Here is a 16,711-nt window from a genome sequence, read left to right as displayed (position 1 = left end):
CGAAAGCGACAAAAAACCACCTCAGGACAAGGGCGACTTGCCCGTTGTCCGTTAAAATGTCGCATCTTTAACAGGGCCGTCCCATGGCGCAGAATCAGCCGCCAAGGCCCAGTGCGCCGAGCGCGCGCTCGCTTTAACAAGAAAAGGAACAGACCATGCCATCATTTGATGTAGTCTCCGAAGCCGATATGATCGAAGTCAAGAATGCCGTCGAGCAATCCAACAAGGAAATCACGACCCGCTTCGACTTCAAGGGCAGCGACGCCCGCGTCGAACACAAGGAAAACGAATTGACCGCGTTTGCGGACTCGGAATTCCAACTCAGCCAGGTGCGCGACGTACTGACGAACAAATTGACCAAACGCAAGGTCGATGTGCGCTTCCTCGACGAAGGCGACATCAAGAAGATCGGCGGCGACAAGGTCAAGCAGATCATCAAGATCAAGAATGGCATCGAATCGGATGATGCCAAGAAAATCGTGCGCGTCATCAAGGACAGCAAGATGAAGGTGCAAGCGAGCATCCAGGGTGAAGCCGTGCGCGTCACGGGCGCCAAGCGCGACGACCTGCAGGCGGCCATGACCATGCTGCGCAAGGACGTGCCCGACATGCCGCTGGAATTTAATAATTTCCGCGATTAATTTCGATGCGGCGCGCGATCCGGTCCGCGCTTGCACCAGCATGCTGGCAAGCCGCCCCGGAGAGCCTGCCCGCTTGGGGTAGAATTGAAGCTGCGCACAGCTACATGCGCCCGCGCGCCCGACCGGCAGCGGGCTTGACCGTACATCTGGCTCAGTGATAACCACGGTAGTCTAAGGATAGCAATGAAACGTGTTGATGATTTCCGCCTGCGATTTGGCAAAAAAGAATATGTGCCCATCATGATAGGCGGAATGGGTGTGGATATTTCCACGTCGGAGCTGGCCCTGGAAGCGGCCCGGCTGAACGGTATCGGGCATATCTCCGATGCCATGGTGGAAGATGTGTCGGATCGCCGTTTCGACACCACCTTCGTCAAAGACAAGACGAAACTGTACAAGTTCAACATCAATAATAGCGACAAGGCCGTGGTGCAGTTCGACCTGGGACGCCTGGCCGAAGCGCAGCGCCTGCATATCGGCCGCACCATGGAAGCGAAAAAAGGCGATGGTTTGATCTTCGTCAATTGCATGGAAAAGCTGACCATGAATGGCCCCCGCGAAACCTTGCGCGTGCGCCTGAATGCGGCGCTGGACGCGGGCATCGACGGTATCACCCTGTCGGCCGGCTTGCACTTCGGTTCGTTTGCCTTGATCGCCGACCATCCGCGTTTCCGCGATGCCAAGCTGGGCATCATCGTCTCGTCCGTGCGCGCCCTGCAGATTTTCCTGCGCAAGAACGCCAAGCTGGACCGCCTGCCCGACTTCATCATCGTCGAAGGACCATTGGCCGGCGGCCACCTGGGTTTCGGCATGGACTGGGCCAATTACGACCTGCACACGATTACCGCCGAAATCCTCGCCTACCTGAAGACGGAACAGCTGGACATCCCGCTGATCGCCGCCGGCGGCATCTTCACGGGCAGCGATGCCGTCTCCTTCCTGGAAGCGGGCGCAGCTGGCGTGCAAGTGGCGACGCGCTTCACCGTCACCGAGGAATGCGGCTTGCCAAACAAGGTCAAGCAGGAATACTACAAAGCCTCGGAAGAAGACATCATCGTCAACGGCGTCTCGCCGACGGGCTATCCGATGCGCATGCTGAAAAACACGCCCGCCATCGGCGCCGGCATCCGTCCAGGCTGCGAATCGTATGGCTACCTGCTCGACGCGACGGGCAACTGCGCGTACATCAACTCGTACAACCGCGAAGTGGCGGCCCATCCGGAACAAAAAACCGTCGTCGTGATGGACAAGACGTGCCTGTGCACCCACATGCGCAACTTCAACTGCTGGACCTGCGGCCATTACACGTATCGCCTGAAGGACACCACGCACAAGCTGGACAACGGCGAATACCAGATCCTGACGGCCGAACACGTCTTCAAGGACTACCAGTTCAGCGTCGACAACCAGATCGCCCTGCCGGAAAAAGCAGTCCAAGGCTGAATATGCTCAGCCTGAACTGAAAATGGCGCAGCCTGCGAAGGCTGCGCCATTTTTTATGCGGGAAGCATGTCTCGCAATGCCCGATCGATTGCGTCGAACTTGGGTCGTAGCAATACATCTTCCTGCAGGCAAGCATCCATCATGGCCTGCAGGCCGGGCAAGGACGTCGCGCCATGCGCGATCAACTCGCCCAGCAGTACGCCAAAGGCGCGCGCCTCTATGCCCTGCAGCAAGTCCCCTTGCGGCGTACCGGGCGCAAACATGGACGCCGCGCCAAAGTCGCCCAGCAGGCACGCGCCACCATCCGCATGCAGGATATTGTGGCCATACAAATCGCCATGCACGATGCCGCGCGCATGCAGCTGGCACACGGCCGAGGCGATGCCATGGGCAAGCGCCAGCGCTTGCGGCGCATCAAAGCGCACGCCATCGGCATACACATCGCGCGTGCATGACGCCAGGCTGGGCGGTCCCGCCAGATTGCGGAAGGCAGCATCGATGAGCGGCATGACCAGGCCCATCGCCCCTTGCGGATGCGCATCGAGCGTCCCAAGGATGGGAATCAGGCCCGCATGTGCACCTGCGCCGACACAGGCGGCCATTTCGCTGCGCGGCAAGCCGTCGCTGGTCATCGCCCCCTTGAACACTTTGACGGCGACATCCTCTCGCCCATCGAGGCGGGCACGGTATATCACGCCCGATGCGCCCTCGCCCAACTGCTGCGCCAATGCCAGGCGCTGCCATGCCACGGTCGCCGCGCCGGCATCGCTCAGGGCCGCCAGTTCGCGCACTTCCGTGAACGGGTTGCCCGCGTACGCAAGCCAGCTCAGGCACGGCAAAGACAACAGGCAGTCGGGCAGCGCCGTGAAACGGTTGGCGGCAATGCGCACCAGTTCCAACTGGCGGCAATTGGCCAGGGAGGCGGGCAAGCTGGCCAGGCAATTTCCCGCCAGCATGAGTTTCTGCAATGCACCGCACTTACCCAGCTCATCCGGCAAGACTTCGATGGCATTGTCGGTCAGGGTCAGCCAGCGCAGCCTGGGCGGCAAGGCTGCGGCTGGCACGTGGTCGATCCGGTTCGCCTTGAAACCGATCATTTCCAGCGCAGGACATGAACCGAGCACGGCCGGCAAGGTGGTGAACAGATTATCCGAGCAAAAAACGATGCGCAGCTTGTGCAGCCGTGGCAAATCGTCAGGCAGGGAAGACAGCGCATTGCCCGACAAATCAAGGATTTCCAGGCTGTCGGCCAGGTCGAATATCTCACGGGGGAAGTCGCTCAAGCCGCAGGACAGCGTCAGGCGACGCACGCCGGCCAGTTGGCCAGTGTGTAATTGTTCCAGTGTATGCACAGCAGACAAGATATCCCTTTCAAGCGTAAAGAACAGCCGGGGTGAGCCCCCTCGGTCGTTTAACCCAACGGCAAAATACCGGGGTCAGACCCTCAGGGTCTGACCCCAGCCTTTGCTTGGGGTTAACGCTAAAACCGCCAGGCGAAAAAAAACCCGACCATTGCTGATCGGGTTTTTCTCTACTGCGAATAACAAGCCTGACGATAACCTACTTTCACACTGGTTGCAGCACTATCATCGGCGCAAAGTTGTTTCACGGTCCTGTTCGGGATGGGAAGGGGTGGGACCAACTTGCTATGGTCATCAGGCATAACTTGTACTGGCATTTGTCCTCAGTAGAGCGACAAAGCCTGAATCTGGAAGAAGCAAAGATTGGGGTAATGAATAGTAGTATCAACAAACACGCAACGTTGTACCGTCTTATCCTCTGTACCTGCTAAGGTTATAGGGACAAGCCGTACGGGCAATTAGTACTGGTTAGCTTAATGCATTACTGCACTTCCACACCCAGCCTATCAACGTCCTGGTCTCGAACGACCCTTCAAAGAGCTCAAGGCTCTGGGAAATCTCATCTCAAGGCAAGTTTCCCGCTTAGATGCTTTCAGCGGTTATCTCTTCCGTATTTAGCTACCCGGCAATGCCACTGGCGTGACAACCGGTACACCAGAGATACGTCCACTCCGGTCCTCTCGTACTAGGAGCAGCCCCCTTCAAATTTCCAACGCCCACGGCAGATAGGGACCAAACTGTCTCACGACGTTTTAAACCCAGCTCACGTACCACTTTAAATGGCGAACAGCCATACCCTTGGGACCGGCTACAGCCCCAGGATGTGATGAGCCGACATCGAGGTGCCAAACTCCCCCGTCGATATGAACTCTTGGGAGGAATCAGCCTGTTATCCCCAGAGTACCTTTTATCCGTTGAGCGATGGCCCTTCCATACAGAACCACCGGATCACTATGTCCTACTTTCGTACCTGCTCGACTTGTCAGTCTCGCAGTTAAGCACGCTTATGCCATTGCACTATCAACACGATGTCCGACCGTATCTAGCGTACCTTCGAACTCCTCCGTTACACTTTAGGAGGAGACCGCCCCAGTCAAACTGCCTACCATGCACTGTCCCCGATCCGGATAACGGACCAAGGTTAGAACCTCAAACAAACCAGGGTGGTATTTCAAGGTTGGCTCCACGAGAACTAGCGTCCCCGCTTCAAAGCCTCCCACCTATCCTACACAGATTGGTTCAAAGTCCAATGCAAAGCTACAGTAAAGGTTCATGGGGTCTTTCCGTCTAGCCGCGGGTAGATTGCATCATCACAAACATTTCAACTTCGCTGAGTCTCGGGAGGAGACAGTGTGGCCATCGTTACGCCATTCGTGCAGGTCGGAACTTACCCGACAAGGAATTTCGCTACCTTAGGACCGTTATAGTTACGGCCGCCGTTTACTGGGACTTCAATCAAGAGCTTGCACCCCATCATTTAATCTTCCAGCACCGGGCAGGCGTCACACCCTATACGTCCACTTTCGTGTTTGCAGAGTGCTGTGTTTTTATTAAACAGTCGCAGCCACCAGTTTATTGCAACCCTTTCACCCTCATGGAGTAAACCATTCAAGCTACCGGGGCGTACCTTTTCCCGAAGTTACGGTACCAATTTGCCGAGTTCCTTCTCCCGAGTTCTCTCAAGCGCCTTAGAATACTCATCTCGCCCACCTGTGTCGGTTTGCGGTACGGTCTCGTATGACTGAAGCTTAGAGGCTTTTCTTGGAACCACTTCCGATTGCTTCATGCACAAGTGCACTCGTCTCAACCCCTTGAATTCCGCGCCCGGATTTGCCTAAGCGCCTTCTATGAGCCAAAAACCAACTATTCCAACAGTTGGACAACCTTCCGCGATCCGTCCCCCATCGCATCATACGACGGTGCAGGAATATTAACCTGCTTCCCATCAGCTACGCATCTCTGCCTCGCCTTAGGGGCCGACTCACCCTGCTCCGATGAACGTTGAACAGGAAACCTTGGGCTTACGGCGTGGAGGCTTTTCACCCCCATTATCGCTACTCATGTCAGCATTCGCACTTCTGATACCTCCAGCATCCTTTACAAGACACCTTCGCAGGCTTACAGAACGCTCTCCTACCATATCCAATAAAGGATATCCGCAGCTTCGGTGACTGGCTTAGCCCCGTTACATCTTCCGCGCAGGACGACTCGATCAGTGAGCTATTACGCTTTCTTTAAATGATGGCTGCTTCTAAGCCAACATCCTGACTGTTTTAGCCTTCCCACTTCGTTTTCCACTTAGCCAATCTTTGGGACCTTAGCTGGCGGTCTGGGTTGTTTCCCTCTTGACGCCGGACGTTAGCACCCGACGTCTGTCTCCCAAGCTCGCACTCATCGGTATTCGGAGTTTGCAATGGTTTGGTAAGTCGCAATGACCCCTAGCCATAACAGTGCTCTACCCCCGATGGTGATACTTGAGGCACTACCTAAATAGTTTTCGGAGAGAACCAGCTATTTCCAAGTTTGTTTAGCCTTTCACCCCTACCCACAGCTCATCCCCTAATTTTTCAACATTAGTGGGTTCGGACCTCCAGGGCGTGTTACCGCACCTTCATCCTGGCCATGAGTAGATCACTTGGTTTCGGGTCTACACCCAGCGACTGATCGCCCTATTCGGACTCGATTTCTCTACGGCTTCCCTATGCGGTTAACCTTGCCACTGAATGTAAGTCGCTGACCCATTATACAAAAGGTACGCAGTCACGGAACAAGTCCGCTCCTACTGTTTGTATGCACACGGTTTCAGGATCTATTTCACTCCCCTTCCGGGGTTCTTTTCGCCTTTCCCTCACGGTACTGGTTCACTATCGGTCGATTACGAGTATTTAGCCTTGGAGGATGGTCCCCCCATATTCAGACAGGATGTCACGTGTCCCGCCCTACTTGTCGTACGCTTAGTATCACCGGTCCAATTTCACATACGGGGCTATCACCCACTATGGCTCCCATTTCCAGGGGATTCTGTTATCGGTCCGACTATCACGTACAGGCTCTTCCCATTTCGCTCGCCGCTACTTTGGGAATCTCGGTTGATTTCTTTTCCTGCAGCTACTTAGATGTTTCAGTTCGCCGCGTTCGCCTTGCATACCTATGTATTCAGTATGCAATACCCTAAAAGGGTGGGTTGCCCCATTCGGAAATCTGCGGATCAAAGTGTGTTTGCTCACTCCCCGCAGCTTATCGCAAGCTACTACGTCCTTCATCGCCTGTAATCGCCAAGGCATCCACCATGTGCACTTATTCGCTTGTCCCTATAACGTTAGCCTCTCATCATTTACATAATGAAAGAGCGCTACAGGGATAAGAAAGTACAACGTTGTTGCTTGTTTGTTGATACATACAATCATTACCCATCGATTTGCTTTTTACGGCAAACCAATCAATAAATAATCTTTACTTCTTCCAGATTGTTAAAGAACGAAACAGCTTTGATCGCTAAAAGATCAAACCTAAACCCAAGTCTTATTGACTGGCTTACGTTTGCACTTTCGAGTAAAACTTTGGTGGAGGATGACGGGATCGAACCGACGACCCCCTGCTTGCAAAGCAGGTGCTCTCCCAGCTGAGCTAATCCCCCTGGGTATCTGTGTTACTGGTAGGTCTGGCTGGACTAGTGTCCACCTTACCCCGGGTTTGTTTTTACTGGTAGGGCTGGTTGGACTCGAACCAACGACCCCCGCGTTATCAACACGGTGCTCTAACCAGCTGAGCTACAGCCCCAACGCGGAACTACTACGACTACTGTTTCTTCTTAATTAAACAGCCGATAAGTGTGAACATTTGATGCGTGAATCATTACTGATTCGTGCAAACTCTAGAAAGGAGGTGATCCAGCCGCACCTTCCGATACGGCTACCTTGTTACGACTTCACCCCAGTCACGAATCCTACCGTGGTAAGCGCCCTCCTTGCGGTTAAGCTACCTACTTCTGGTAAAACCCGCTCCCATGGTGTGACGGGCGGTGTGTACAAGACCCGGGAACGTATTCACCGCGACATGCTGATCCGCGATTACTAGCGATTCCAACTTCATGCAGTCGAGTTGCAGACTACAATCCGGACTACGATACACTTTCTGCGATTAGCTCCCCCTCGCGGGTTGGCGGCGCTCTGTATGTACCATTGTATGACGTGTGAAGCCCTACCCATAAGGGCCATGAGGACTTGACGTCATCCCCACCTTCCTCCGGTTTGTCACCGGCAGTCTCATTAGAGTGCCCTTTCGTAGCAACTAATGACAAGGGTTGCGCTCGTTGCGGGACTTAACCCAACATCTCACGACACGAGCTGACGACAGCCATGCAGCACCTGTGTACTGGTTCTCTTTCGAGCACTCCCTGATCTCTCAAGGATTCCAGCCATGTCAAGGGTAGGTAAGGTTTTTCGCGTTGCATCGAATTAATCCACATCATCCACCGCTTGTGCGGGTCCCCGTCAATTCCTTTGAGTTTTAATCTTGCGACCGTACTCCCCAGGCGGTCTACTTCACGCGTTAGCTGCGTTACCAAGTCAATTAAGACCCGACAACTAGTAGACATCGTTTAGGGCGTGGACTACCAGGGTATCTAATCCTGTTTGCTCCCCACGCTTTCGTGCATGAGCGTCAATCTTGACCCAGGGGGCTGCCTTCGCCATCGGTGTTCCTCCACATATCTACGCATTTCACTGCTACACGTGGAATTCTACCCCCCTCTGCCAGATTCTAGCCTTGCAGTCTCCAATGCAATTCCCAGGTTGAGCCCGGGGATTTCACATCAGACTTACAAAACCGCCTGCGCACGCTTTACGCCCAGTAATTCCGATTAACGCTTGCACCCTACGTATTACCGCGGCTGCTGGCACGTAGTTAGCCGGTGCTTATTCTTCAGGTACCGTCATTAGCAAAAGATATTAGCTCTCACCGTTTCTTCCCTGACAAAAGAGCTTTACAACCCGAAGGCCTTCTTCACTCACGCGGCATTGCTGGATCAGGCTTTCGCCCATTGTCCAAAATTCCCCACTGCTGCCTCCCGTAGGAGTCTGGACCGTGTCTCAGTTCCAGTGTGGCTGGTCGTCCTCTCAGACCAGCTACTGATCGATGCCTTGGTAGGCTTTTACCCTACCAACTAGCTAATCAGATATCGGCCGCTCCACGAGCATGAGGTCTTGCGATCCCCCACTTTCATCCTTAGATCGTATGCGGTATTAGCGTAACTTTCGCTACGTTATCCCCCACTCTAGGGTACGTTCCGATATATTACTCACCCGTTCGCCACTCGCCACCAGAGCAAGCTCCGTGCTGCCGTTCGACTTGCATGTGTAAGGCATGCCGCCAGCGTTCAATCTGAGCCAGGATCAAACTCTTCAGTTTAATCTCTGTTTAATGTCATTTCTGACAGGTCGGACAGTATCACTACCATCCAAATCTTTTGCATTGCAAAAGATTTGCTCACTCAAAAAACTGACAGGCTACTTCCGAAGAAGTATCCTATTTCATTATTTCTTGTGAACATTTGATATTTTAAGTTAGACGCCAATCCGAAGATTGACGCTGCACTTACATCAAATGCCCACACTTATCGACTGTTAATTGTTAAAGAACTGTATTCGGTACTGCTTTCGCGCTATCGACAAAGCGTTGTGTTTGTCAGCTGCGAAGAAGGAAGAGTATGAAGCTTTTTCAGCATTTCGTCAACCTTCTTTTTTACCCGCTTCACTCAGCATTTGCATGCATCGTTCAGCGAGGGGGCGAATTATAGCCTTGGGCTGCGCGCGCCGCAAGGGCTATTTTGATGCCGCGGCCTCCCCTCACCGCCCAGCAAGCCTTGTCTTCACTTCAAGCGCCTTTTTGTGCAGCCTGTCGCAATCGACTGGCGCACTTCGTGGTCTTTAGGCACAGTGCCAACATCAGACTCTGACGCTACTCAACAAGGGGTTAAACTTCCCCGCTGCGTCGATTAACTCTTGTACTTGAAAGTGCCCCCATGCTTCCGATTTCCAGCCTGCCCCAATTGTTGAAAACCATTCTCGCTTGGTTGCAACGGGCATTCGACGCGACGACGACCTGGGTTACCCAACTGTCTTGGTGGAAATTTTTCCTGTTCGCTGCGCTGGCCCTGATCGCCGGCTCCATTTTGCAAGATGAGCTGTTCTCGTCCAGCCCGGACGAAGAAGTTGTCATCAAGTCGCACAAACGCAGCAGCAAGGGCTCGGGGGATACCAATATCCTGATCGACGATACGGGCATCCATTTCAATCCCCGCAATAGCAAGAACCGGCGCAGCAGCACGGCCGATGCGGCCAGCGATCCGGCCGATGCCGCCGAGGCGGACGCGCAAGCCAGTGCCGTACCGCCAGAGCCGCCTCAACCACCCGCCGCCCCCGCCAAACCCAGCTATCCGGTGACCACCAATGCTTCAGGGGAAGAAGTCCATATTGAATTGCCGCCGCAAATCGGCGAAGAGCTGTCGAATGCCATCGAAGAAGCGGTCGATGATGCGGCGGAGCAAAAAGTGTCGCGCTACCACCAGCAAGCTTCCACCTGGTTCAAGAGTTTTGTATCCTTGCTGGTATTGGCCCTGTTCGCCATGAAAGCCCTGGTCGGCGGCAAGAAACGCGCCGAAGCGGAAACCGTCACGGCGAATGAGGCGGCCGAACGCGAATCCATGCAGCGCCAGCTCAGCGAAGCGAAGATGCAGATGATGCAGGCGCAAGTCGAGCCGCACTTCCTGTTCAACACACTCGCCTCCGTCGAACACTTGATCCAGGTCGATCCACCGCGCGCGGCCAAGATGCAGCGCAGCCTGATCCAGTATCTGCGCGCCGTGCTGCCGCAAATGCGCGACAACGCGTTGATTACCAACTTGGGCCGCGAAGCGGACATGGTGCAAGCGTACTTGAACCTGCTGAAAATGCGTATGGAAGAACGCCTGACCGTCGATTTCCAGATTCCCGATGGCCTGCGCAGCGCCGCGTTCCCGCCCATGATGCTGCAATCGATGGTGGAAAATGCCATCAAGCATGGCCTGGAAGTCAAGCCGGAAGGCGGCACCCTGCGCATCATAGCCGAAGTGGCGCACAGCAAGCTGCGCGTTATCGTCACCGATGACGGCCTGGGCTTTGGCGTGGTGCCCAGCGATGGCACGGGTCTGGGTTTGCCTACCATCCGCGAACGCCTGAAGCTGCTGCATGGCGACCAGGGCAGCCTGACCATCACGCCCAACCAGCCCAGCGGTGTATGCGCCGTGATCGAAGTGCCATATCAGCTGTCTAAATAAGACAGTTGATAAAAACGCTAAATCATTGAATAATCAATCTTCGCCTGTTCACACTTGAGACCTATGCCTACCGCTATTATTGCCGACGACGAAAGACTGATGCGCGACCAGCTGCGCCTGCGCCTGGGCCAGGCCTGGCCCGAACTGGAAATCATCGGCGAAGCCAAGAATGGCGACGAAGCGATCGAACTGGTGGAGCAACTCAAGCCCGACTTTGCCTTTCTCGATATCCGCATGCCGGGCAAGACGGGCATGGAGGCGGCGCAAGTGATTGGCAGCAAGACCCATATCGTCTTTGTCACGGCCTACGATACCCACGCCGTCGAAGCCTTCGAGCGGGGCGCCGTCGATTATGTGCTCAAGCCGCCCGAGCATGAGCGCTTGCTGGTGACGGTAGAGCGCCTGAAAACGCATTTGAACAAACCTGCGCTGGACGTCAACAGCAGTGTCACGGCCATGCTGTCGCAGCTGGCCGAGAAAATCACGGCCAAGCCCACCTACCTGCAATGGATACAGGCCAGCATCGGCCAGGACTTGCGCATGATCCCCGTGGAAGAGATTTTATTTTTCCGTTCTGACGAGAAATACACCTGCGTGCAGACAGCCAAGTATGAGGCGCTGATCCGCAAGCCCGTGCGCGATCTGGCCGAAGAGCTCGATCCTGCGCTGTTCTGGCAAATCCACCGCGCCACCCTGGTCAACGTGAATGCCATCGAAGGCGTGACGCGCGACATCCGCGGCCGCCACCTGGTACTCATCAAAGGCAAATCCGACAAGCTCGAAGTGAGCCGCAGCTTCTTGCACCTGTTCAAGCAAATGTAAGTCGCGCGCCGCCGCCCGGCCCATGCCGGCGCGGCGCCTTGATCTCTTCCTCCCCCTTCCTGCGCCACATCAAGCCGCGCCGCCCCAGCAGGCATAGGCTACATGAAGTCCAACTCTCCATCGCTGTCTTGCCTGCCTTCGTACACGTTCGCAAGGAGAAGCCCATGCCTGACCGAGGCAGTCCCACACTGCTGCGCATCCTGCCGCTGGGCATGGCGGCGGCGCTATTGCTGTGCTTGTTTCCTCCGCTGAAAGCCCGCCGGCAACGGCAGGCGCGCGGGCAAGCCATCATCGACAGCCCCAGCGACGCCATCATCAGCATCGACAGCGGGCAATTCATCCTGCATGCGAACGCGGCGGCAGCCAGATTGTTCGGCGACACGCCGGACGGCATGCGCGGCAGGCACCTGGGCCACTACATCCTGCGCGACTTGCGCAGCCTCGGCAGGCACGAGGGAGATCCGCCGTTTGGCGACATCAGCCAGGAGCTACGCCTGACGGGCAGGCGCGCCACCGACTACACCCTGACGGGACGGCGCAGCGATGGCGCCATGTTTCCCCTCGAAGGCTCGCTCTCGGCCATGCAAGAAGACGGTCATAGCGTATTTACCATCATCGTGCGTGATATCAGCGCGCGCCAGCAGATGCATGCACAGCTGGCCCGCTCCTTTTCACAATTGCGTGAATTGTCGAGCGCCCTGCAATCGATCCGCGAAGAGGAACGCAAGCATATCGCGCGCGAACTGCATGACGACCTGGGGCAATTGCTGGCCACCCTGCGCGGCGACCTGACCCTGGTGCGCCAGCACTCGGACACCACCGGAGCCCTGCAAGCGTTGCTGCACAGCATGGACGGCTTGCTGGTGACGGCCATCACGTCGCTGCGGCGCATCGCCAGCAACCTGCGTCCGCGCGCGCTCGATGAAGGAGGCTTGTATTTCGCGCTGCAAAAATTGCGCCACGACTTCCTGATGCGCCGCGCCATCCATTTTGACTTGCTGGCCGACGAGGCCGACCTTGTGCTCGACGACGCGCGCAGCACGGCCATCTACCGCATCGTGCAAGAAGCGCTGACGAATATCGCGCGCCATGCCGAGGCCAGCCACATCACCATCGCCCTGCACCGCATCGACTCCTCGCTGGCGATCACCATTCAGGATGACGGCCGCGGCATTGCCGAACATGACCTGGAAAAAGCCACGGCCCTGGGACTGCTGGGCATGCGCGAGCGGGTCTGGGGCTTGAACGGCAGCATCCATATCGGCACCGATAACGAACTGGGCGGCACCCGCATCGACATCTCGCTGCCCATGCATGCCGAAGTGATGGAAACAGCCACGTCATAACGACAAAGGCGCCCGCAGGCGCCTTTGTCATCCTTCACATCAACAGATGCTTAGAATTTGTGTGCGATACCAACTTGGTACGAGGTCAGCGACTTGACGCGCTCGCGGCCAGCGTAAGCGTACACGTCGGTACGCTTCGACAGGTGGTAGTCGTAGCCGACGCCAAATTCCTTGATGGTGTCCTGATCCTTGACCTTGTTGTTGCTTTGCTCTTGCTTGCCATACGACACTTTTGCATCGCCGCCGCCAACCGTGTAGTTCAGGCCGATCAGGTAGGACTTGAATTCGCCGTTGGCAGCCACCTTGGTGTCGCCTTTCGAGTAGGCGGCCGTGATCTTGGCTGGGCCGAATTTATAGCCGCCACCGATGGACCAGAGGTCAGGCTTGGCGGCCGTCGCCGTTGCTTGCACGGCTTTTTCGTAGCCGGCGTGCAAGCTGATCGGGCCATTGTCGTAGGTTGCCAGGCCGATCACGCCTGCGTCAGCGCTGTTGACTTCGCTCAGCACGTATTGCAGGCTGCCCACGAAACCTTCAAAGCTTGGGCTGTTGTAAGTCACAGCGTTGTTCACGCGCGACGAGCCGACGCCCGAACGCAGCAGGGTTTCATTGTTCTTGCCAACCACGCCGTAAGTGTTGAATGGGTCGACGCGGGCGATGGTGCCATCGACCAGATTCTTGGTGCGGCCCAGGATGGCAGTACCAAAAGCGCCTTTCAAGCCCACATACGCTTGACGGTCGAACAACACGCCCTTTTGCGCGCCGGTGTCGGCCAGGAATTCACTTTCCAGGTTGAAAATTGCGGACAGGCCGCCACCCAGATCTTCCGTACCCTTGAAACCGAGGCGCGACGCATTGTTTTCGCGTTGTACCGTCGGCTGGCCAGTGGTCTTGGCGATACCGAGGTCAACCAGACCATACACGGTAACGTTCGATTGTGCTTGCGCCGTAGCTGCTGCGAAGGTGCCGATGATCAATGCTGCCAGAGTAATTTTTTTCACTTGAGATTCTCTACATTAGGTTGGACAAGTTGAGCTGCTGCTGAGCTGCTTAGCTGCTGAACCGAATCATGCCCACGAAATACTTCAACAATATGACATCGACAAGATGTTGCTTTTTGGCACAACACCGTGTCACATAAAAACAACAGGCGAAAAAAAACCGCCCACAGGCGGTTTGTCTTGCCGTGCCGACCTTACTTCAGGCGGCAGCTCAGCAGCCAGTAGTATTCCAGGCGCTTCATGCGGATTTCGCGGGCCGAGTGGGCAAATTTTTTGCGCAGATGACTATCCGACGGGAAATTCTTCAGCACTTCATAGCGTTCGCCCGCATCCGTCGTGCGGAACTGATGGGTATTGCCCAGCAAGTCAGTGCGCGCGATGACCGTGTTGCTGCCATCGACATAGGAATTGTCGATCAGCACCAGCAGGATGTCCTTGCCAAGCTTGTTGCGCAATTGCTTCAGGTATTTGTCCTGGTCTTCGCGCTTGACGTGCGACCACCAGAAACCGGCGAACACGGCCGTGAACTTGCCCAGCAAGTCATCGGGCAAGTTGAATGCGTCGAGCTTGGCGAAGGTGACGTTGTCAGGCAAGCCGCGGGCCTGGGCCAGCACCAGCATTTCATCATTGATATCGGTGGCCAGCACGGACTCGGCCGACTCGGCGACCACTTCCGTCCAGTAGCCGGTACCGCAGGCCAGTTCCAGCACGGTGTGGCCTTCGAGCACGTCGGCAACCTTGTCGCGCAACACTTCCAGGTCTTCCTGGCGTTCGGGCTTGTCATAGACGCGCTCGTACTGCTGCGCGATGGTGGCGTAATATTTGGCAAGCTGATCGGTAATCATTGTTTCTTCTCTTCTTAAATAATCTTGGCCAGGCACATCGCCCGGCCGACTTCATGCATTGTTATAGTTCGTAGTGCTCTTTATTACCGCTCATCGCCTGCTCAATGAGCTTGCGGTTCAGGGTCGGCGTCAGCAACTCGATAAAGGTATAAATATAGCTGCGCAAATACGCGCCCTGCTTGACGGCCACGCGCGACACATTCATGCCGAACAGGTGGCCGACAGGGATGGAGCGCAAGCCTTTGTCGCGTTCGGCATCAAAGGCCATACCCGCTATGATACCAATCCCCATGCCCAACTCGACATAAGTCTTGATGACGTCGGCATCGATGGCTTCCAGCAAGATGTCCGGCTTCAGGCCGCGCAGCACGAAAGCGTGGTCGATCTTGTTGCGTCCGGCAAACGCGCTGTCATAGGTAATCAGGGGGAAGGCAGCGATTTCTTCCAGGGTTACGGACTTCGATTTGAGCAGCGGATGGTCGACCGGCACCACCACCACGTGCTCCCATTGATAGCAGGGCAAGGTAATCAGGCCATCGATGGCGGCAATCGATTCCGTGGCGATGGCAAGATCGGCCTGGTCACGCTGCACCATCTCGGCGATCTGGCGTGGGTTGCCTTGCAGCAAAGATAAGCGTACCTTGGGGAACTTCAGCATGAAGGCTTGCACCACCTTGGGCAAGGTGTAGCGCGCCTGCGTATGCGTGGTGGCAATGGTAAAGCTGCCGCTGTCCTGCGCCGCGAACTCCTTGCCGATGCGCTTCATGCTGTCGATTTCCTGCATGATCAGCTCGACCGATTCCAGCACCAGGCGGCCCGGCTCCGTCAAGCCGCGGATGCGCTTGCCGTGGCGTGTAAAAATATCCACGCCCAGCTCTTCCTCCAGCTCGATGATGGCTTTCGATACGCCCGGTTGCGACGTAAACAAGGCCTTGGCGGCATCCGTCAGGTTATAGTTCTGACGGACCGCTTCGCGCACGAAGCGCAGTTGATGGAGATTCATTGCTGGTTTGCCCTAGATTGCCGTAATTTACCGAGTTTCCGCCCTACCCATGATTTTGCGTTCATGCATATACGCATATCGCATATAAGCAAATGCGTACTAAGTAGTTTGGAATAAACACTAAGTTTATTACTATTGCGGGTACTTTGGGGGTGCAAGCATGACTTTGTCTTATATAGTCTCAGGATTTGCCGTAGGATTACTCGTAGGAATGACCGGCGTGGGCGGCGGCTCGCTGATGACGCCGCTGTTAACCCTGCTGTTTGGCGTACCGCCCTCCGTAGCGGTGGGCACCGACCTGGCGTTCGCCTCGATCACCAAGAGCGCCGGCACCCTGACGCACCGCCTGCGTGGCACCATCCGCTGGGATATCGTCAAGCGCCTGTGCATCGGCGCCCTGCCTGCCGCCGTCGTGGCGACCCTGGCGCTGAAATCATTCGGCACCCTGTCGCCGGAAATCGGCCAGATCATCCGTTACTCGATCGCCGCCTCCGTGCTGCTGACCGTCGTGGCGCTGATCTTCAAGGGCCGCATGCTGGCGTGGATCAACGCGCACCCTGAGAAACAATTACAAGGCAACAAGCTTGCCGCCGCGACCATCATCGCCGGCGCCGTGCTGGGCGTGCTGGTGACGGTCTCGTCGATCGGTGCCGGCGCCATCGGTGCCACCTTGCTGGTGATGCTGTATCCACGCATGACCTCGGCCGAAGTGGCGGGCACCGATATCGCCTATGCCGTGCCCCTGACGGCCATCGCCGCTCTGGGCCACTGGTGGCTCGGCTCCATCCACTGGGAATTGCTGGCCTCGCTGCTGGTCGGCTCTCTGCCCGGCATCACGCTCGGCTCCTGGGTCGCGCGCTCCGTGCCGGAAAAGTTTTTAAGAGTGCTGCTGGCGATGACCTTGACCGGCGTGGCAATAAAGCTAATCTATTAAAGG

Annotated in this window: 10 protein-coding genes, 2 tRNA genes and 3 rRNA genes; 6 read left to right on the top strand and 9 right to left on the bottom strand. The window is 56.1% G+C overall.

Features of this window, described 5'->3' with window-relative positions:
- The first annotated feature begins 155 nt into the window (after window positions 1-155).
- Entirely contained in the window at window positions 156-641 is a 486-nt protein-coding gene (locus CNX70_RS08940) for a YajQ family cyclic di-GMP-binding protein (protein ID WP_010396032.1), read from the top strand.
- A 183-nt stretch (window positions 642-824) separates the two neighbouring features.
- On the top strand, window positions 825-2,084 hold the full coding sequence (locus CNX70_RS08935) for a nitronate monooxygenase (protein ID WP_071078790.1): 1,260 nt from the start codon (window positions 825-827) through the stop codon (window positions 2,082-2,084).
- A gap of 53 nt (window positions 2,085-2,137) precedes the next feature.
- Here CNX70_RS08935 and CNX70_RS08930 read toward each other — a convergent pair whose 3' ends face one another.
- From CNX70_RS08930 to CNX70_RS08905, 6 genes are all read right to left on the bottom strand, one after another.
- On the bottom strand, window positions 2,138-3,436 hold the full coding sequence (locus CNX70_RS08930) for a leucine-rich repeat-containing protein kinase family protein (RefSeq protein WP_096234413.1): 1,299 nt from the start codon (window positions 3,434-3,436) through the stop codon (window positions 2,138-2,140).
- 195 nt (window positions 3,437-3,631) lie between these two features.
- Window positions 3,632-3,744, bottom strand: a 5S ribosomal RNA gene (gene rrf, locus CNX70_RS08925).
- Between the two features lie 138 nt (window positions 3,745-3,882).
- Window positions 3,883-6,756: ribosomal RNA gene (locus CNX70_RS08920) — 23S ribosomal RNA — on the bottom strand.
- Window positions 6,757-7,006: 250 nt separating this feature from the next.
- Window positions 7,007-7,082: transfer RNA gene (locus CNX70_RS08915), tRNA-Ala, on the bottom strand.
- Window positions 7,083-7,148: 66 nt separating this feature from the next.
- A tRNA-Ile gene (locus CNX70_RS08910) sits at window positions 7,149-7,225 on the bottom strand.
- A gap of 98 nt (window positions 7,226-7,323) precedes the next feature.
- Window positions 7,324-8,854, bottom strand: a 16S ribosomal RNA gene (locus CNX70_RS08905).
- The 16S, 23S and 5S rRNA genes sit together here with 2 tRNA genes alongside, the layout of an rRNA operon.
- Before the next feature lie 613 nt (window positions 8,855-9,467).
- On the opposite strand from CNX70_RS08905, the gene CNX70_RS08900 reads away from it, so the two are divergent.
- The 3 genes from CNX70_RS08900 (at window position 9,468) to CNX70_RS08890 (ending at window position 12,928) form a co-directional block, all read left to right on the top strand.
- On the top strand, window positions 9,468-10,760 hold the full coding sequence (locus CNX70_RS08900; RefSeq protein WP_096234412.1) for a sensor histidine kinase: 1,293 nt from the start codon (window positions 9,468-9,470) through the stop codon (window positions 10,758-10,760).
- A gap of 63 nt (window positions 10,761-10,823) precedes the next feature.
- Window positions 10,824-11,582 carry a LytR/AlgR family response regulator transcription factor gene (locus tag CNX70_RS08895; RefSeq protein ID WP_096234411.1) on the top strand — a complete coding sequence of 253 codons (759 nt, stop codon included), beginning with the start codon at window positions 10,824-10,826 and terminating at the stop codon, window positions 11,580-11,582.
- Between the two features lie 164 nt (window positions 11,583-11,746).
- Complete coding sequence (locus tag CNX70_RS08890) at window positions 11,747-12,928, top strand: PAS domain-containing sensor histidine kinase (RefSeq protein ID WP_096234410.1); 1,182 nt, start codon at window positions 11,747-11,749, stop codon at window positions 12,926-12,928.
- Window positions 12,929-12,978: 50 nt separating this feature from the next.
- Here CNX70_RS08890 and CNX70_RS08885 read toward each other — a convergent pair whose 3' ends face one another.
- The 3 genes from CNX70_RS08885 to CNX70_RS08875 all read right to left on the bottom strand — a co-directional run bounded on the left by CNX70_RS08885 (window position 12,979) and on the right by CNX70_RS08875 (window position 15,774).
- On the bottom strand, window positions 12,979-13,926 hold the full coding sequence (locus CNX70_RS08885; protein WP_096234409.1) for a porin: 948 nt from the start codon (window positions 13,924-13,926) through the stop codon (window positions 12,979-12,981).
- A gap of 194 nt (window positions 13,927-14,120) precedes the next feature.
- The gene (locus tag CNX70_RS08880) at window positions 14,121-14,771 is read right to left on the bottom strand and encodes a class I SAM-dependent methyltransferase (RefSeq protein ID WP_096234408.1); all 651 of its coding nucleotides are present in this window, start codon (window positions 14,769-14,771) and stop codon (window positions 14,121-14,123) included.
- A 61-nt stretch (window positions 14,772-14,832) separates the two neighbouring features.
- Complete coding sequence (locus tag CNX70_RS08875; protein ID WP_096234407.1) at window positions 14,833-15,774, bottom strand: CysB family HTH-type transcriptional regulator; 942 nt, start codon at window positions 15,772-15,774, stop codon at window positions 14,833-14,835.
- Window positions 15,775-15,934: 160 nt separating this feature from the next.
- Between CNX70_RS08875 and CNX70_RS08870 the strand changes: the two genes are divergently transcribed.
- A complete protein-coding gene (locus CNX70_RS08870) occupies window positions 15,935-16,708 on the top strand; it encodes a sulfite exporter TauE/SafE family protein (protein WP_096234406.1) in 774 nt (257 codons plus the stop codon).
- The last annotated feature ends 3 nt before the right edge of the window (window positions 16,709-16,711 follow it).

Source organism: Janthinobacterium svalbardense (assembly GCF_002327145.1).
Lineage (GTDB): Bacteria > Pseudomonadota > Gammaproteobacteria > Burkholderiales > Burkholderiaceae_D > Janthinobacterium > Janthinobacterium tructae.
The sequence above is the reverse complement of the archived record's forward strand: the minus strand, read 5'-3'. Positions and strand labels throughout refer to the sequence as shown.